The 17,345-nt window shown below is 59.8% G+C and carries 15 protein-coding genes; 7 read left to right on the top strand and 8 right to left on the bottom strand.

Translation table 11 applies throughout. The features are described from left to right. Positions 1 to 74: 74 nt before the first annotated feature. From treP to tadA, 7 genes are all read left to right on the top strand, one after another. Positions 75 to 1,517 carry a PTS system trehalose-specific EIIBC component gene (treP, locus tag AC30D7_RS20725; RefSeq protein ID WP_490135300.1) on the top strand — a complete coding sequence of 481 codons (1,443 nt, stop codon included), beginning with the start codon at positions 75 to 77 and terminating at the stop codon, positions 1,515 to 1,517. A gap of 41 nt (positions 1,518 to 1,558) precedes the next feature. Then, positions 1,559 to 3,208 carry an alpha,alpha-phosphotrehalase gene (gene treC, locus AC30D7_RS20720; RefSeq protein ID WP_490135299.1) on the top strand — a complete coding sequence of 550 codons (1,650 nt, stop codon included), beginning with the start codon at positions 1,559 to 1,561 and terminating at the stop codon, positions 3,206 to 3,208. Positions 3,209 to 3,301: 93 nt separating this feature from the next. Then, the gene (locus tag AC30D7_RS20715) at positions 3,302 to 4,525 is read left to right on the top strand and encodes a maltoporin (protein ID WP_490135298.1); all 1,224 of its coding nucleotides are present in this window, start codon (positions 3,302 to 3,304) and stop codon (positions 4,523 to 4,525) included. A 62-nt stretch (positions 4,526 to 4,587) separates the two neighbouring features. Beyond that, positions 4,588 to 7,113, top strand: a complete 2,526-nt coding sequence (ptsP, locus tag AC30D7_RS20710; protein WP_490135297.1) for a phosphoenolpyruvate--protein phosphotransferase — start codon at positions 4,588 to 4,590, stop codon at positions 7,111 to 7,113. A gap of 2 nt (positions 7,114 to 7,115) precedes the next feature. Then, the gene (locus AC30D7_RS20705) at positions 7,116 to 7,406 is read left to right on the top strand and encodes a PTS sugar transporter subunit IIB (protein WP_490135296.1); all 291 of its coding nucleotides are present in this window, start codon (positions 7,116 to 7,118) and stop codon (positions 7,404 to 7,406) included. 337 nt (positions 7,407 to 7,743) lie between these two features. Continuing rightward, entirely contained in the window at positions 7,744 to 9,120 is a 1,377-nt protein-coding gene (locus tag AC30D7_RS20700; protein WP_490135295.1) for a multicopper oxidase family protein, read from the top strand. After that, entirely contained in the window at positions 9,120 to 9,614 is a 495-nt protein-coding gene (gene tadA / locus AC30D7_RS20695; protein ID WP_490135294.1) for a tRNA adenosine(34) deaminase TadA, read from the top strand. The genes AC30D7_RS20700 and tadA overlap by 1 nt, the downstream gene beginning before the upstream one ends. 86 nt (positions 9,615 to 9,700) lie before the next feature. On the opposite strand, the gene cmoB is transcribed toward tadA, so the two are convergent. From cmoB to plsB, 8 genes are all read right to left on the bottom strand, one after another. After that, positions 9,701 to 10,657 carry a tRNA 5-methoxyuridine(34)/uridine 5-oxyacetic acid(34) synthase CmoB gene (gene cmoB / locus AC30D7_RS20690; RefSeq protein ID WP_490135293.1) on the bottom strand — a complete coding sequence of 319 codons (957 nt, stop codon included), beginning with the start codon at positions 10,655 to 10,657 and terminating at the stop codon, positions 9,701 to 9,703. Further along, positions 10,654 to 11,433 carry a carboxy-S-adenosyl-L-methionine synthase CmoA gene (gene cmoA / locus AC30D7_RS20685; protein WP_018927038.1) on the bottom strand — a complete coding sequence of 260 codons (780 nt, stop codon included), beginning with the start codon at positions 11,431 to 11,433 and terminating at the stop codon, positions 10,654 to 10,656. Before cmoA ends, cmoB begins: the two co-directional genes overlap by 4 nt. A gap of 216 nt (positions 11,434 to 11,649) precedes the next feature. Next, positions 11,650 to 12,285, bottom strand: coding sequence for a lysoplasmalogenase (locus AC30D7_RS20680; RefSeq protein WP_490135292.1), 636 nt, complete (start codon positions 12,283 to 12,285; stop codon positions 11,650 to 11,652). 2 nt (positions 12,286 to 12,287) lie between these two features. After that, positions 12,288 to 12,680 (bottom strand): protease inhibitor I42 family protein, encoded by a 393-nt coding sequence (locus tag AC30D7_RS20675; protein WP_490135291.1) that lies wholly within the window; start codon positions 12,678 to 12,680, stop codon positions 12,288 to 12,290. 177 nt (positions 12,681 to 12,857) lie between these two features. Then, positions 12,858 to 13,547, bottom strand: coding sequence for a DUF4197 domain-containing protein (locus AC30D7_RS20670; protein ID WP_490135290.1), 690 nt, complete (start codon positions 13,545 to 13,547; stop codon positions 12,858 to 12,860). 37 nt (positions 13,548 to 13,584) lie between these two features. Continuing rightward, complete coding sequence (locus tag AC30D7_RS20665; protein WP_490135289.1) at positions 13,585 to 13,983, bottom strand: YbaY family lipoprotein; 399 nt, start codon at positions 13,981 to 13,983, stop codon at positions 13,585 to 13,587. Positions 13,984 to 14,033: 50 nt separating this feature from the next. Continuing rightward, entirely contained in the window at positions 14,034 to 14,720 is a 687-nt protein-coding gene (locus AC30D7_RS20660; RefSeq protein ID WP_490135288.1) for a hypothetical protein, read from the bottom strand. A 98-nt stretch (positions 14,721 to 14,818) separates the two neighbouring features. After that, on the bottom strand, positions 14,819 to 17,317 hold the full coding sequence (gene plsB, locus AC30D7_RS20655; protein WP_490135287.1) for a glycerol-3-phosphate 1-O-acyltransferase PlsB: 2,499 nt from the start codon (positions 17,315 to 17,317) through the stop codon (positions 14,819 to 14,821). Positions 17,318 to 17,345 lie beyond the last annotated feature (28 nt).

Below are 17,345 nucleotides of genomic sequence, written 5' to 3'. Positions count from 1 at the left end.
AATAACTCGTACAGACGAGTACTTTTCGCTTCGGCGTGCTGCCAATAACAAAAAACCACAGCGGAAGAACAAGCATGAGCCATGACTATCCGAATATCGCTACCGAGCTGCTGCACAGCCTCGGTGGCAGCGACAACCTCGAGCAGGCCGCGCACTGTGTCACACGGCTGCGCCTGGCCCTCAAGGACCCGAGCCTGGTCAACAGCGCCACGCTGAACCAGATCGATCTGGTCAAGGGCTCGTTCTATACCGGCGGCTTGTTCCAGGTGGTGATCGGTCCCGGCGAAGTGGAAAAGGTCTACGCCGAGCTGCGTCGGCAAACCGGTCTCGCCGCCTCGACCATCGCTGACGTCAAACAGAAAAGCGCCGACAAGATCAACCCGATGCAGCGCTTGGTGCGGGTGTTTTCCGACGTGTTCATGCCGATTCTGCCGGCGCTGATCATTGCCGGCCTGCTGATGGGCATCAACAACCTGATCGGCGCCAAGGGCATGTTCATCGAGGGCAAGACTCTGCTGGAGGCTTACCCGACGCTTGACGGGCTCTGGAGCCTGATCAACCTGATGGCCAACACGTCGTTCGTGTTCCTCCCGGCGCTGGTGGGCTGGTCGGCGGCCAAGCGATTCGGCGGCAGCGAAATCCTTGGCATCGTGCTTGGCCTGATGCTGGTGCACCCGGATCTGCTCAACGCCTGGAACTACGGCAAGGCGGTGGCCGGGCTTGAGGGGCAGAGTCTGCCGTACTTCGACATCCTCGGGATGTTCCAGATCGAGAAAGTCGGTTACCAGGGGCAAATCCTGCCGATCCTGCTGGCCGCTTACGTGATGAGCGTCATCGAGAAATGGCTGCGGGCACGGGTGCCTAACGCGGTGCAATTGCTGGTGGTGCCGATCACTACCATCGTCGTCACCGGGGTGCTGGCGTTGGCGGTGATTGGCCCGGTGACCCGCCATCTGGGGATTCTCATCACCGAAGGCGTAGTCACCTTGTTCGATCTGGCGCCCATGATCGGCGGCGCGATTTTCGGCCTGCTCTACGCACCACTGGTGATCACCGGCATGCACCACATGTTTCTCGCAGTCGACCTGCAACTGATCTCCACCCAGGGCGGCACGTTCATCTGGCCGATGATCGTCATGTCCAACCTCGCACAAGGCAGCGCGGCGCTGGGGGTGTTCTACATGACCCGCAGTGTGCGGGACAAAAGCATGGCCTCGACCTCGGCAATTTCTGCCTACTTCGGCATCACCGAACCGGCGATGTTCGGGGTCAACCTGCGCTACAAGTTTCCGTTCTATGCGGCCCTGATCGGCTCGGCCCTCGGCTGCATCTTCCTGTCGCTGAACAAGGTCCAGGCCTCGGCGATCGGCGTTGGCGGCTTGCCCGGTTTCATCTCGATCATCCCGCAGTTCATTCCGATGTTCGTGGTCGGGATGGTGATTGCCATGGTCGTGCCGTTTGTTTTGACCTGCGGGTTGAGCATGAAGATTGTCCGGCCCGGGTATCGGGTCGCCTGACAGATCGTATTCGCCAGTACCTATTCAAAAAGGAACCCGCCATGCAAGACTGGCAACGTTCGGTGATCTACCAGATCTACCCGAAGAGCTTTCACAGCCACGCCGGCAACCCCACAGGGGATTTGCTCGGTGTCGTGGCCAAGCTCGATTACCTGCACTGGCTGGGTGTCGATTGCCTGTGGATCACGCCGTTCCTGCGTTCACCCCAGCGCGATAACGGTTACGACATCAGCGATTACTACGCCATCGACCCGAGTTACGGGACCATGGCCGACTGCGAATTGCTGATCGCCGAGGCCGCCAAGCGCGGGATCAAATTGATGCTCGACATCGTGGTCAACCACACCTCGATCGAGCACACCTGGTTCCAGCAGGCCCGCAGCAGTCTCGATAACCCTTACCGCGATTTCTACATCTGGCGCGACCAGCCGAATAACTGGGAATCCAAGTTCGGCGGTTCGGCCTGGGAGTACGAAGCCCAGACCGGCCAGTATTACCTGCACTTGTTCGACCACACGCAAGCCGACCTGAACTGGGACAACCCCAAGGTGCGCGCTGAAGTCTTCAAGATGATGCGGTTCTGGCGCGACAAAGGCGTGGGCGGTTTCCGTCTGGATGTGATCAACCTGATTTCCAAACCGGCGGATTTCCCTGAGGACAACACTGACGGTCGACGCTTTTACACCGATGGCCCGAACGTCCATGAGTACTTGCAGCAGATGCACCGCGAAGTGTTCGAAGGTCATGACCTGATCAACGTCGGCGAGATGTCCTCCACCAGTCTGGATCACTGTGTTCGCTACTCGCGGCCGGAGTCGAAAGAGCTGTCGATGACTTTCAACTTTCATCACTTGAAGGTTGATTACCCAAACCTGCAAAAGTGGATTCGCGCCGATTTCGATTTCCTCGAACTCAAACGCATCCTCTCCGACTGGCAGACCGGCATGCAGGCCGGCGGTGGCTGGAACGCGCTGTTCTGGTGTAACCACGACCAGCCGCGGGTGGTTTCGCGGTTTGGTGATGACGGCGAGCATCGGGTGGTATCGGCGAAGATGCTCGGCACCGCGTTGCATTTCCTCCAGGGCACGCCGTTTGTGTATCAAGGTGAAGAGCTGGGCATGACCAATCCGGGGTTCGATCACATCGATCAGTACCGCGATGTCGAGACTCTGAACATCTTCCGGCTCAAGCGCGAGGCTGGTGCCAGCGACGCCGACAACATGGCGGCGATCATGCAGAAGTCCCGGGACAACAGTCGCACGCCGATGCACTGGAGCGCCGAGCCGAACGCCGGTTTCAGCGCTGTCGAGCCGTGGATCGGAGTGCCGGCCAATGCCGCGCAAATCAACGTCGCCCACCAACTCGACGACCCGGATTCGGTGCTGCATCACTACCGTCAGCTGATTGCCCTGCGCCGCAGTGAAGCGCTGATGTCCGATGGTGTGTACCGACAGTTGTTGCCTGAACACACGCAAATCTGGGCGTACGTGCGTGAAGGCAATGGTGAGCGTTTGCTGGTGCTGAATAACTTTTATGGCACACCGTGCGAAGTTGAACTGCCGCCGGAGGTGATCAGCGAAGCGATGGCACAACGTCTGGTGATCAGCAATTACCCGGACTGTCCGCCACGGCATCGGCAGGTCTTTTTAAGGCCCTATGAGTCGTTCGTTCTGCACCTGACCAACATTTAAAAACACTGTTTCGAACAACACGCAGAACACTGCGCGGGGGAGTTTTGCGCGCTGGTTTTGCTGCATCACACAATAAAAATAATGAGGTGGTTCTTGAAAACAACAATAAATCGCAGTCTTGCAGTTGCGGGTGTGTGCCTTGGATTACCGTTCTCGGCCCAGGCGCTGGAGTTCGCCGGCTATTTGCGTAGCGGTGTCGGCACCTCGGTCAACAGCAGTTCACAGTCGTGCTTTCAATTGCCGGGCGCGCAGTCCAAATACCGGTTGGGCAACGAATGTGAACAGTATGCGGAGCTGGAATTGCGTCAGGATCTGTTCACGCTGGACGACGGTTCGGTGCTCAGTGTCGACGGCATGGCTTCGCTGTATAACCAGTACGACCGCAACCTGACGTTCAACGGTGACAACGGCTCGGTGCGCATGCCGCAGCTGTATGCGCAATGGTCGAACATGCCCAGCCTCAATGGTGGTTCGCTGTGGGCCGGTCGGCGTTACTACAAACGGAATGACATCCATATTTCCGACTTTTACTACTGGAACCAGAGCGCCACCGGCGGCGGTATCGAGGACGTGCTGATCGGCGATCTGAAGTACAGCTACGCCTTCTCGCGCAAGGACAACCTGTACCAGAAGGACTACATCAACCGTCACGATTTCAACGTCTCCGGCTTCAATACCAACCCTGGCGGTGAGCTGGAGTTCGGTTTGAGCTACATCGACAAACCTGACAGTCGTGATGCTCATCGCGGTTGGGCGATCACCACCCAACATGTGCAGAAGGGCTTTCTGGGCGGCAAGAACAAACTGGCCTTTCAGTACGGCGAAGGCCCCGGCACCGGGTTGGGCTATACCGGTAACGTGAAACTGGACGACAGCAGTAAAAGCTATCGCGTGGTGGAGTTCTTCGACTGGCAAGTGACGCCGCGCTTCGGCGGGCAAGTCGAGGCGGTCTACCAGAAGGACATTCGTCCCGACGGCGCCGACCAGAACTGGATTTCCCTCGGGGTTCGCCCGGCCTATGCGATCACCGAGCAAATCAAACTGGTGACCGAACTGGGCCACGATCAGGTGGAAGCCACGGGCGGCACGCGCAAACTGAGCAAGTTCACCTTCGCCCCGACCTGGTCACCCAAGGGCCCGGATTTCTGGGCGCGCCCCGAGGTGCGCCTGTATTACACCTATGCCAGCTGGAACGAGGCGGCCAAACGGGCGGCCAATGAACTGGCGGCAGGTTCGGCGTTATCCGACACCGGCGCTTTCGGCACGGCGCGGCACGGTTCGAACGTCGGATTGCAGGTCGAGTATTGGTGGAAATAAGCGATGCTGTCGGAGCCTCGCGCTCCATCGGCACTTCAAAGAACAAAAAAGCAGGTGACGTCATGGCCACACCCCAACAATTGCAACTGCTGGCACCTCTGTCCGGCGTGCTGATGCCGCTGGACCAGGTGCCTGATCAGGTGTTTTCCAGTCGCGTGATCGGTGACGGTTTGTGCATTGATCCGACCTCGTCCACCTTGTGCGCACCGCTGGCTGGAGTGATCAGCAATGTGCAGGCCAGCGGGCATGCCATCAGCATCACCGACGACAACGGCGTGCAGGTGTTGATGCACATTGGCCTCGACACTGTGAACCTGGCCGGCAAGGGCTTCACCCGGTTGGTGGAGGAAGGTCAGCGGGTTGAGGAGGGGGAGGCGCTGATCGAGTTCGATGCCGATTACATTGCCTTGAACGCCCGCAGTTTGTTGACCTTGATGCTGGTGGTCAGCGGTGAGCCGTTCACTTGGCTGACGCCTGAAACGGGCGTAGTGGAAAGTGGCCAGTCGCTGCTGAGCTTGAATCCGTCTGAAGTAGTGGCCGATGAGCCGGAGGAGGGCGAGGCACTGTTCTCCAAACCGCTGACGCTGCCCAATCTCAATGGTTTGCACGCCCGCCCTGCGGCGGTGTTTGCCCAGGCGGCGAAAGGTTTTTCGGCGAGTATTTGTTTGCATAAGCAGCAGGACAGCGCGAACGCCAAATCCCTGGTGGCGATCATGGCGTTGCAGACCGCTCACGGCGACATCGTGCAAGTCAGCGCGGCGGGCGCGGATGCTGAAGTGGCGATCAAGACCCTGGTCGAGTTGCTGGCCACCGGGTGCGGAGAAGCCGTGACGGTGATGGCAGAGGTTGAGGTTGCGGCTGATGCTTCGTCGCTGAAGGTGCTGCGTGGCGTCTGTGCATCGGCGGGGTCGGCGTTTGGTCAGGTGGTGCAGATTGCGCACCAGACCCTTGAAGTCATTGAATCCGGTCGGGGCGCGCAAGTTGAGCGCGAGCACCTGTCCCGGGCATTGGCGGCGGCGGTCCTGGACCTGCAGCAGTTGCGTGACCAGGCCACGGGTGACGCCCAGGCAGATATCTTCAAGGCGCATCAGGAACTGCTCGAAGACCCAAGCCTGCTGGATCAGGCTCTGGCGCTGATCGACGCCGGCAAAAGCGCCGGTTTCGCCTGGCGGGCGGCCACAGAGTCGACGGCTACCTTGTTCAAAAAACTGGGCAATGCCTTGCTGGCCGAACGGGCAGCGGATTTGGCCGACGTGGGTCAACGGGTGCTCAAGTTGATTCTCGGCGTAGAGGATCAGGCGATGGAGTTGCCGGAAGGGGCGATTCTGATTGCCGAGCAACTGACGCCCTCCCAGACAGCTGGCCTGGACACCCGCAAGGTGCTGGGGTTCGCGACGGTCGGCGGTGGCGCCACCAGCCATGTGGCGATTCTCGCCCGGGCCTTCGGCTTGCCGGCGATTTGCGGTTTGCCGGTTCAGGTGCTGACACTGGCCAATGGCACCCGGGTTTTGCTCGATGCCGACCAAGGCGAGTTGCAGCTGGATCCCGAGCTGGCCGCCATCGAGCAGTTGCAAGCCAATCGTCTGCGACAAAAGAAGCGCCGGCAGTACGAGCTGGAAAATGCCGCGCTGGCTGCCTGTACCCGCGATGGTCATCACGTTGAAATCACCGCCAATATCGCTTCGCTGGCCGAAGCTGAACAGGCCATGACACTGGGCGGCGAGGGCGTCGGTCTGTTGCGTTCGGAGTTTCTGTATCTGGATCGCAACCATGCACCGAGCCATGACGAGCAAGCGTCCACCTACAGCGCTATCGCCCGAGCATTGGGGCCGGCGCGCAGTCTGGTGGTGCGGACGCTGGATGTTGGCGGCGATAAACCATTGGCCTACGTGCCGATGGACCGCGAAACCAACCCGTTCCTGGGCATGCGCGGCATTCGTTTGTGCCTTGAGCGTCCGCAGCTGTTGCGCGATCAATTCAAGGCGATCCTGAGCAGCGCCGGGCTGGCTCGGCTGCATATCATGTTGCCGATGGTCACGCAATTGTCGGAGTTGCGGCTGGCCCGTCAGCTGCTAGAAGAGGAAGCCTTGGCAGCAGGCCTTACGGAACTGCCGAAACTGGGGATCATGATTGAAGTGCCGGCCGCAGCGCTGATGGCGGATCTGTTTGCGCCCGAGGTGGATTTCTTCTCCATCGGTACCAACGACCTGACGCAATACACCTTGGCCATGGACCGCGATCATCCGCGGCTGGCCAGTCAGGCCGACAGTTTTCATCCGTCGGTCCTGCGTTTGATCGCCAGCACGGTGAAAGCCGCTCATGCCCATGGCAAATGGGTCGGTGTGTGCGGTGCCCTGGCTTCGGAACATCTGGCGGTGCCGCTGTTACTGGGGCTCGGCGTGGATGAGTTGTCGGTGAGCGTACCGCTGATTCCGGCGATCAAGGCGGCGGTTCGCGAGGTGGACCTGCTGGACTGTCAGGCCATCGCCCAGCAAGTGTTGGGGCTGGAAAGTGCCGAGCAGGTACGCGAGGCGTTGCGGCTGCACCATGAGGCGACGGTCGATACTTCACTGGTTCTGGAGAACTGAACATGTTCGAGAAAATTCAACGGGTGTTCTGGAAAGCGTTGACCCCGGATCTGGTGGTGGATGAGCCAAAACCGGTAGCTCAAGCCGTTTCCGGGCTGGCGCCGACAGTCGTGGCCGCCCTGGGCGGAGTGGATAACCTCAAGTCGCATCAGCCCGTGGCGCTGACCCGGATGCGGGTGGAGTTACGGGATGTGGCGCGGATGGATCGGCAGGCGTTGATAGCGGCTGGAGTGCCAGGCGTCATGATGTTGGACGGTGGGGTGGTGCATCTGCTCACCGGTCTGCAGCCATAACCGGACCTTTGTGGTGAGGGGCTTGTCGGACCGCCGCATCGCCCCGTTGGGTCGCGAAGCGGCCCCCCGAAGGCTGCGATCTTTTGATCTTGCCCTTGTGGCGAGGGAGCTTGCTCCCGTTCGACTGCGAAGCAGTCGCCAAACCAAACACCGCGGTCTGCCTGACATAACCGGATTGCTGATTTTAGGGCCGCTCCGCAGTCCAGCGGGAGCAAGCTCCCTCGCCACAGGTGATGTGCGTCCCTAGGTTGCCCTTACTGTTTCTCATCCGCAGGTGTATCGTATTCGCCTTTTGCAGGCACCGCGCCTGTGGCTGATACGTGAGGTAGTTGAGTTCATGTCCTTTACCCGTCGACAAATACTCGGTGGTCTGGCCGGTCTTGTGGTGGTTGGCGTGGGGGCCGGTGGCGCGTCGCGTTACTGGCTGGGCAAGATGGCCGACGCTGAGGCCGGCCATGACTATGAGCTGATCGCCGCACCGCTGGACGTCGAACTGGTAGCCGGGCACAAGACCCAGGCCTGGGCGTTCGGCCCCTCGGCGCCGGGCACTGAGTTGCGTGTGCGTCAGGGCGAATGGCTGCGGGTGCGCTTCATCAACCACTTGCCAGTGGCGACCACCATTCACTGGCACGGCATCCGTCTGCCGCTGGAAATGGACGGCGTGCCCTACGTGTCGCAATTGCCGGTACTGCCGGGCGAATATTTCGACTACAAATTCCGCGTGCCCGACGCCGGCAGCTACTGGTATCACCCGCACGTGAACAGCAGCGAAGAACTCGGTCGCGGGCTGGTCGGCCCGCTGATTATCGAAGAGCGCGAGCCCACCGGTTTCAAGTACGAAAGGACCTTGAGCCTCAAGAGCTGGCATGTCGATGAAGTCGGTGCTTTTGTGCCGTTCAGCATTCCTCGTGAAGCGGCCCGTGGCGGTACGGCGGGAGGGTTGTCGACCATCAATGGCATCTCGCAAGCGGTGATCGACTTGCCTGCCGGGCAGATCACCCGCGTACGCCTGCTCAACCTCGACAACACCCTGACGTACCGCCTCAACATCCCCGGCGTCGAAGCGCAGATTTACGCGCTGGATGGCAACCCGATTGAACCGCGCCCCTTGGGCAAGGAATACTGGCTCGGTCCGGGCATGCGCATTTGCCTGGCAATCAAGGCTCCGCCGGCCGGCGAAGAACTGTCCCTGCGCAACGGCCCGGTACGCCTGGGCACCTTGCGCTCGGTGGCCAATACCGACGCGCCGACCGAGTGGCCGCCGGCACTGCCCGCCAACCCGGTGGCCGAGCCAGACCTGGCCAATGCCGAGAAACTCAACTTCAATTTTGAATGGGTGGGCTCGGTGTCGGTTAACGTCGACAATGGCAAGCCGCCCAGCCTGTGGCAGATCAACGGCAAGGCTTGGGACATCACCGACAAGACCTGTGCCGACCGACCGATTGCCAAGCTCGAAAAGGGCAAAAGCTATATTTTCGAATTGAAAAACATGACTCAGTATCAGCACCCGATCCATTTGCATGGCATGAGCTTCAAAGTCATTGCCTCGAACCGGCACAAGGTTATCCCGTATTTCACCGACACTTACCTGCTGGGCAAGAACGAGCGCGCGCAAGTGGCGCTGGTGGCGGATAACCCGGGCGTCTGGATGTTCCACTGCCATGTGATCGACCACATGGAAACCGGCCTGATGGCCGCCATCGAGGTGGCGTGATGCGCCAGATACGCCCCGCAGCGATTATCGACCGCAGCCGTGATCGTGATTTCATGCGCGAAGCCCTGGCCCTCGCCGCTCAAGGCGCGGCGCTGGGTGAAGTGCCGGTGGGTGCTGTGCTGGTGCAGGACGGTGAAATCATCGGGCGCGGTTTCAATTGCCCGATCAGCGGCAACGACCCCAGCGCCCACGCCGAAATGGTCGCGATCCGCGCCGCCGCCCAGGCCGCCAGCAACTATCGCCTGCCGGGCAGTACGCTCTACGTGACGCTGGAACCGTGCAGCATGTGCGCCGGGCTGATCGTGCATTCGCGGATTGCGCGGGTGGTGTACGGCGCGCTGGAACCCAAGGCCGGAATTGTGCAGAGCCAAGGGCAGTTTTTTACCCAGGGCTTTCTCAATCATCGAGTGTTGTATGAGGGCGGCGTGTTGGCGGAGGAGTGCGGCGCGGTGTTAAGCGAGTTCTTCAAGGCCCGAAGAGCCAGTAGAGACTGAGATCGCCAAGATCGCAGCCTTCGGCAGCTCCTGCATTGAAATGCGATCCACCTGTAGGAGCTGCCGAAGGCTGCGATCTTTTGCTTTTACTTGCGAGCGACTATTACGGCACGCATCGGCGCCGGCAGCCCTTCGATCGTTTTGCTGTGATCATCCGGATCCAGGAAGTCGCTCAACGACTGATACTTCATCCACTCCGTCCCGCGTTGTTCCTCGACCGTGGTCACGCTGACATCCACGCACCGCACGTCACTGAAACCTGCGCGACGCAGCCACAGTTCCAGCGCCGGCACCGACGGCAGGAACCACACGTTACGCATCTGCGCGTAACGGTCTTCCGGCACCAATACCTGCTGTTGATCGCCTTCGATCACCAGCGTCTCCAGCACCAGTTCACCACCCTTGACCAGGCAATCCTTCAGCGCCAGCAAATGTTCGATCGGCGAACGGCGGTGGTAAAACACGCCCATGGAAAACACTGTGTCGAACCCTTCCAGATTCGGCGGCAGGTCTTCGAAAGGGAAGGGCAGGTGCCAGGCATTGGGCTCGGACAGGTAACGCTGCACTGCCTGGAACTGGCAGAAGAACAGCCAGTTGGGGTCGACGCCGATTACGCTGTCGGCCCCGGCGCCGAGCATGCGCCACATGTAATAGCCGTTGCCGCAGCCGACATCGAGGATGCGTTTGCCCTTCAGGTCCAGATGTGGAGCCACCCGGGACCACTTCCAGTCCGAGCGCCATTCGGTGTCGACATGCACGCCGAACAGGTCAAACGGCCCTTTACGCCAAGGTGATAAACCCATCAGCGCGGTGCGCATTTGCGCACGGGTTTCATCGTCGCAATCGGTGTCCAGCTTAAGGCCGTTCAACAAGTCGACTTCGCTCGGCTGAATCTTCGGCAGCGCATCCAGCGCGCTCTGCCAGCGCTCCAGGTCGCCGTGACCTTTCTCCATTTTCTTGTCGAGTTGCGCTTGCAGGGTGGTAGCCCATTCGGCCAGCGGAGTACCGGCCAGACGGCGGGCGAGGGGGGACAAATCAATCATGGCAAGGCAATCAACGAGGCAAAGTTAAGACACTGGAACCACGGCACGACTTTCGAGAACCCGGCGGCCAACAGGCGTTCGCGATGTTCTTCAAGGCTGTCGGGCTTCATGACATTTTCGATGGCGCTGCGCTTCTGGGCGATTTCCAGTTCGCTGTAGCCGTTGGCGCGTTTGAAGGCCACGTGTAGATCGGTGAGCAGCGCGTGTTCTTCGGGGTCATTGAAGCGCAGCTTCTCCGAAAGAATCAGCGCGCCACCGGGCAGCAACGATTGGCGGATACGCGCGAGCAGTGCGGTGCGCTGGTCCGGGGCGATGAATTGCAGGGTGAAGTTCAGCGCCACCACCGAGGCTGGCTGAAATTCCAGGGCAAGGATGTCGCCTTCGATCACTTCCACCGGCAGCAACTCCTGGAACATCGAGTCCTGGCCGTTGAGGTATTCGCGGCAACGCTCGACCATGGCCGCGGAGTTATCCACAGCAATGACGCGGCAGCCGTCGGTACGCACGTGGCGGCGCAAGGCCTGGGTCACGGCGCCAAGCGACGAACCCAAATCATAGAGCACGCTGTTTGGCTGAGCGAATTGCGCGGCGAGCACGCCGAGGTTTTCAACGATGGTCGGATAACCCGGCACCGAGCGCTTGATCATGTCCGGGAACACCCGCACCACGTCCTCGTTAAAGGCGAAGTCAGGCACCTGGGCCAAAGGCTGGGCGAAAAGGCGATCGGATTCTTTGCTCACGGCGGTTCCAGCGGTGTAGGTGGAAAAGGCCGGCATTTTAGCCAACTTGGCGCGGGGATGCGCGGGTTGTCTGATAAACCGCCGGACTAACCTCGGTTAACGCAGAGACATGCTGTTGTGGCGAGGGAGCTTGCTCCCGTTCGGCTGCGCAGCAGTCGTCATCCGGTAAGTGGGTTTTGTCTGGGAAGTTGGTGTCGCCTGGGTTGGGGCTGCTTCGCAGCCCAGCGGGAGCAAGCTCCCTCGCCACAGGATTCAGCGCGGTTTCTGGGTGAACGCCGACGCCGCAATCCCCCATTGCCCCAACCAGTAACTCAGAATGATCACGTAAGGCGCGGCATGAAATGGCATCACAAACCGGTTAATGCCAATCACACTGTCAGAAAACACAAACGCCAGCGCACCCGCCGCCGCCAGCAGCGCCGAACGTTTGGGCACGTCGGTGCCGAGTCGGGCCAGTGCACGCCAGAGCATGGCGCTGATGGCCAGGCCGTAGACGATCACCGGGACCAGCAGCGGCCCCAAACCATTGGAAATCAGAATCCCCAGCAGCACACCGCCCACGCCGAGGGCGAGGATCAGCGGCAACATGGCCAACCGCCGGCAATCACTCAAATAAGCTTTCAGATACGCCAGATGCGCGACCAAAAACGCCCCAAGGCCGAATACAAACAAATCCCCCGGCCATGCCAGCAACACGTCGCCGACCAAGGAGAAAATCAAACCCAGACTGATCCAGCGCCGATATTCGCTGGGCGGTGCATCGTGCAACCAGCCGAGCAGGGCCAGCACTGGCATCGGTTTGACCAACAGGCAGAGCAGCGCGGCATGCACGCTCAGGCCATACAAAAAGGTCACCGCGCCCATCAGCGCCAGAATCAACCAGCCCACGATCAGTTAACCGCGATGGCGCAGTCGAAGGTTTGCACCGCCGGTACTTCCGGCGCCCACGGTTGTGAGTAAGTCAGCCGCAGGCGGCCAGTGCCGGTGGCGAAGGCCTGGAAACGCCAGGTCGAGACGCCGGCACTGCCGACGATCCCGGCGTCTTCCGGGTTGCTGTAAACCTCGGGGCTGAGCGCGCGCAACACACCACCGGCTGAATCCTGGATCGCCCAGCGGTAACCCGTGGTCGGGTTGCTGGGCAGGGTCAGGATCAGGGTTTGCCCGTTGTTCAGGCGCACCGGGCATTCGCTTTGTTTTTCCACGGTCACGTTCTGTTTTGGTTGCGTGGCACAAGCGCTCAGCAGAGCGAGGGCTAGGGGGATAAACAGGCGGGTGGGGGACATAAGATCAGCGGCTCCGGCGTTCACGACGAACGGCGAGCATAACTGAAGATGAGACAAATTGTGACGGTGCCGGCGGTCTGGCTCTTTGTGGGAGCGAGCCTGCTCGCGATGCACGCAACGCGGTCGTTCAGATAGACCGCGTTGACCCCCTCGCGAGCAAGCCCGCTGCCAGCGGGTTTAGAGTGTGCCGAAAACTTTCTTCGCCAAACTGGTCGCCGCTGCCGCAGGGTTCTTGCGAATGGTTTCTTCCTGTTTGCCAATCATCTCGAACAACCCGTTCAACGCCTGCTCGGTGACGTAGCTTTCGATGTTGGCATTTTTCGCATCCAGCACACCCAGCGTCGCGGCCTGTCCGGCGAACGCGTTGTATTGCTGAGCCAAACCCACCTGGTCGGTGGCTTGCTTGACGATCGGCAAGAACTTGGTGCGGATCTGTTCGCGGCTGGTTTTGCTCAGGTACTGAGTGGCCGAATCCTGGCCGCCGCTGAGAATCCCCTTGGCATCTTCCACGGTCATCTTCTTCACCGCATCCACCAGAATCGGCTGAGCCTGCGTTACCGCCGCTTCAGCTGCCTTGTTCATGCTGGTTTCCAGTTGATCGACCTGATCGCCCATGCCGAACTGTTTCATTTTCTTGGCGACCTTGCCCAGTTTTCCCGGCAGTTCGATTTTCACGTCCGGGTTGTTGCTGAAACCGCCGGGTGTGCCCAGTTGTTTAACGGCCAGCTGCGCGCCTTGGGTCAGGGCGTCCTTGAGTCCGCCGGTGGCGTCTTGTTGCGACAGGTCACTGAGTGACAGTGCCAAGGCATTTGCACAAAACATCAAGCCTGCGCACAGGCCGGCAAAGCGAAGGGTAGGGCGCAACATGGCGGTTTCCTTGTTCAGAAAAAAGTTTGGAAAAGAATTAGCGGACGGCGTCGACGCGGATCTTCAATGGCTGCGGATCTTTGCCATCCAGTTGCACGGTGTGATGTTCAGTGGTGATGAACATCAGTTCGCCGTTGACTTCGATACGTGCGCTGACTGAATAACGATGGCCGGGTTTGACCTGGGTCGGATCGTAGCTCAAATGAAACGGTAGCGGCACCTGGCCCTTGATCGGACCTTTCTGTTCATTGAGCACCACCGCCGGCGCGTCGGCCAGGGACACGTCCTGCAGGCTGATACTCAGGGTCGCGTTTGGTGGCAGGGCGATGCGTTGCAGGTAGAACACTTCGCCGTCAAGGCTGACTTTGGTGGCCGGTGTTGTTGACTGGCAGGCGCTTAACAAAGTGGCAGCAGCAAGAATAGAAATTTTTTTCATCGGAACCTCTGAGACTTGAGCATCGGAATAAACCCGACGCTCAAGGGAATCTAGCGGATTTTGGCGATAGTGTCAGTGAACGAACGCAATGATGTATCTAGCCACTGGTTGAGCATCTGCAATACACGCCAACTTGCAGGTAGTGGTGTCGGTAAAAGCTCGATTGTGCCGGGGGAAACGGAGATGGGCTGGTGATACCTGTTTTCAATCCCGCTCAGTGCATAGAGCTTACCGGGGACGACATCGCCCGGGTCATATTTCAAATAAAACGAAGTTGCTGTTTGTTCGTCGTGCGTGACGCGTACCAGCTCAAGTCCAGGGTTCCCGGTATCATGCAGGCTGATGGTCACCGCTTGCTCCGGAGGGACGGCCTCCGGTTCTTGTACTTCTACATACAAATACCCGATTGGGCTCAAGTGCAGGATTTGGCGATAGGGCGCGTGATTGACGATCACGAAGTAATCCTGTTCGAGCAGCAACGGTTGTTGGTTATGGAACATCTGTATGTTGATACGGTACTTGACGCTGATGTCCGGGTAGTGGTGCGCAAATGAAAAGCTGAACTGACCATCGGTAATCGAAGGGGATCGCCAGTCTTTGACTTTTATCGGTTGTTTGGCATTGGTGACCTGGATGTCGATAACGGTTTCATTTTTGCCGTCGGGGGGCGCAATAAAGTCAGGTGGCAAACTGAACGTCAGAGTGATATTTGGGGTTTCTTGGTTCGATAGACTCATCTCGATATCCTTATCGCGATTATTTGAAGGGAGTCTATTAATCCACGAATGAACTAACCGGAAAACAGTTGCGTGTTCCGGTTAGTTGTCAGCAAGTTTCAAGTTTCAGGCATGATCGCCGTTTCTGCCGCATCCTCACTGCGATGTAGCGCCACCTGGCGGATCGACAAGCGAATCTCTGCCGGCAGTACCCGTTTGGCGGCGCCTTCGGCCAGTTCACCCAGCAGTTCGTGGTAGCTCAGCTTGCCGGCCTCGTCGCGGCGCAGCACGTCGAGGTCCAGCATTGTCTGGATGAAATGACGGAACAGGCTCTTGTCGAAGAACTCCGGGGCGTTCAGGCCGTGGAGGATCGACAGGCGCTGGGCCATGACGGTGCACAGGTCTTCCAGTTCTTCGGCGCTGATGCTGTTCTGGCCGCTGTTGAGCAGCAGGGAAACGGTCATGTAGAAGCGCTGCAAGGTCTGGGCAATGCTTTTCGACAGCAGCGTCAGCAATACGAAATGCCGCGAGCTCGGCGCCGGGCGCAGGTACACGTCCTTCTCGAAACGCAGCAGGCCTTGCTCGACGAAGGCTTCGAGCCATTGATCGATCACGCCATCGAGTTCGTCCAGCGTCCAGCGAATGAACAGCTCCGATTGCAAGTACGGGTACAGCGCACGGGTGTAGCGCAGGATCTGCTCGCGGCTCATACGCGACGCGCTCTGGAAGAAACTCGCCAGCAGCGACGGCAACGCGAAAATGTGCAGCACGTTGTTGCGGTAGTAGGTCATCAGGACGGCATTCTGTTCGTCCAGATACAGAATCTTGCCCAGCGCATCGCTTTGCTCGGACAACAGATCCATGTCCTTCACGTGCTCGATCAACGCGCGACCGTCACCGTCCGGCAGGGTGGTGTGTGGCGAGTAGGGAACCTTGCGCAGCAGCGCCAGATATAAATCCAGCACCCGCGCCATGGCGCGGTCGTCCAGGGCCAGGCGGCTGGTGGACAGCAACGCCAGGGCTACCAGATTCACCGGGTTGATCGCCGCTGCTTCGTTCAGATGCTGTGCGACTTTCTCACCGAGGCGGTTGGTGGTCTCGTTGAGCCAGGCCGGTTTGAATTGCGGGCCGTGTGCCTGTTGGCGCCAGTCTGGTTGTTCGCTGTCGAGGAACTCCGCCAGTTTGATCGGCTCACCGAAGTTCACCGCGACCTGACCGAAACGCTGTTTGAGCGCGCCGATGACTTTGAAGATGTCGAAGATCGATTCTTTCTTCTTGCTCGCGCCACGCAATTCGCCGAGGTAGGTACGGCCTTCCAGCACGCGCTCGTAACCGATGTACACCGGCACGAACACGATCGGCATGCGCGACGAGCGCAGGAAGCTGCGCAGTGTGATCGCGAGCATCCCGGTTTTCGGTTGCAGCATGCGCCCGGTGCGCGAACGGCCGCCCTCGACGAAGTACTCGACCGGGAAGCCTTTGGTGAACAGAGTGTGCAGGTATTCGTTGAACACCGAGGTATAGAGCGGATTGCCCTTGAAGGTGCGGCGCATGAAGAACGCACCGCCGCGACGCAACAGACCGCCGATCCCCGGCATGTTGAGGTTGATCCCGGCGGCGATGTGCGGCGGGGTCAGGCCATTGCGAAATAGCAGATAGGACAGCAACAGGTAGTCGATGTGGCTGCGGTGGCAGGGGACGTAGATCACTTCGTAACCCGGGGCGACCTTTTGCACGCCTTCGATGTTGTTGACCTTGATCCCGTCGTAGATCTTGTTCCAGAACCAGCTCAGCACCACTTCCATGAAGCGGATCGCAGTGTAGGTGTAGTCGGAGGCGATTTCGTTTCCGTAGCGCAAGGCCTGGGCCTTGGCTTTTTCCGGGGAGATGTTTTCGCGCTCGGCTTCGTCGAGGATCGCTTGCTTGACCAGCGGCTGGTTGAGCAGGCCTTTGACCAGGTTGCGCCGGTGGGAAATGTCCGGGCCGATCACCGCGGCTTTCAGATTGCGGAAGTGCACCCGCAGAATCCGCTGGGCCATGCGCACCGTGCGCTCGTGGCCCTTGTTGTGTTCGATCAGTTCGCGCAGATGGATCGGCGCCGAGAACTGCACCCGGGTCTTGCGCCCCAGCACGATGATGCTCAGCAACCGGCGCAACCGTCCGGTGACCGCCCAGCTGTCGGCGAACAGCAGCTTCCATGGGCTCGACTCGCTGTCTGGCGACTGGCCCCAGAACACGCTGACCGGAATGATCTGCGCGTCTTCGGCGGCGTTCTGGCTCAGGGCGCTGACCAGACGGGTCAGGGTCGGAGGCGCACCGCGTTTGTCCTGACGGCCAAGCCAGTCGGGATCCGGTGTCAGGTAAAAGAACGCGGCGGGCTCCACCAGCGCACCCACTGATACCGGCAATACTGGACGGGGCAGGCCGGCCTTGCTGCATTCGGTATCGACCACGGCAAGGTCGGTCAGCGAAGGGTTTTGCAGGACGTAGAACACCGGCCGGCTGCGGTCGAGGTTAAGGGTGAACGACGACTGGTTGATCGTCTCTGAGCGAACCCAGAGGTACAGCAGTCGGCGCAGGGTGCCAAACACAAGACGGCGGAACGGGGAACGGGTCATACGGCTTCTGCGTGAGTGAATAAAAACC

This window comes from Pseudomonas sp. DF5 (assembly GCF_058148225.1).
The sequence above is the reverse complement of the archived record's forward strand: the minus strand, read 5'-3'. Positions and strand labels throughout refer to the sequence as shown.

Coding starts and splice junctions, on each gene's coding strand:
- treP (WP_490135300.1), top strand. CDS start 75: ATGAGCCATGACTATCCGAATATCGCTACCGAGCTGCTGCACAGCCTC.
- treC (WP_490135299.1), top strand. CDS start 1,559: ATGCAAGACTGGCAACGTTCGGTGATCTACCAGATCTACCCGAAGAGC.
- ptsP (WP_490135297.1), top strand. CDS start 4,588: ATGGCCACACCCCAACAATTGCAACTGCTGGCACCTCTGTCCGGCGTG.
- AC30D7_RS20705 (WP_490135296.1), top strand. CDS start 7,116: ATGTTCGAGAAAATTCAACGGGTGTTCTGGAAAGCGTTGACCCCGGAT.
- AC30D7_RS20700 (WP_490135295.1), top strand. CDS start 7,744: ATGTCCTTTACCCGTCGACAAATACTCGGTGGTCTGGCCGGTCTTGTG.
- tadA (WP_490135294.1), top strand. CDS start 9,120: ATGCGCCAGATACGCCCCGCAGCGATTATCGACCGCAGCCGTGATCGT.
- cmoB (WP_490135293.1), bottom strand. CDS start 10,657: ATGATTGATTTGTCCCCCCTCGCCCGCCGTCTGGCCGGTACTCCGCTG.
- cmoA (WP_018927038.1), bottom strand. CDS start 11,433: ATGCCGGCCTTTTCCACCTACACCGCTGGAACCGCCGTGAGCAAAGAA.
- AC30D7_RS20675 (WP_490135291.1), bottom strand. CDS start 12,680: ATGTCCCCCACCCGCCTGTTTATCCCCCTAGCCCTCGCTCTGCTGAGC.
- AC30D7_RS20670 (WP_490135290.1), bottom strand. CDS start 13,547: ATGTTGCGCCCTACCCTTCGCTTTGCCGGCCTGTGCGCAGGCTTGATG.
- AC30D7_RS20665 (WP_490135289.1), bottom strand. CDS start 13,983: ATGAAAAAAATTTCTATTCTTGCTGCTGCCACTTTGTTAAGCGCCTGC.
- AC30D7_RS20660 (WP_490135288.1), bottom strand. CDS start 14,720: ATGAGTCTATCGAACCAAGAAACCCCAAATATCACTCTGACGTTCAGT.
- plsB (WP_490135287.1), bottom strand. CDS start 17,317: ATGACCCGTTCCCCGTTCCGCCGTCTTGTGTTTGGCACCCTGCGCCGA.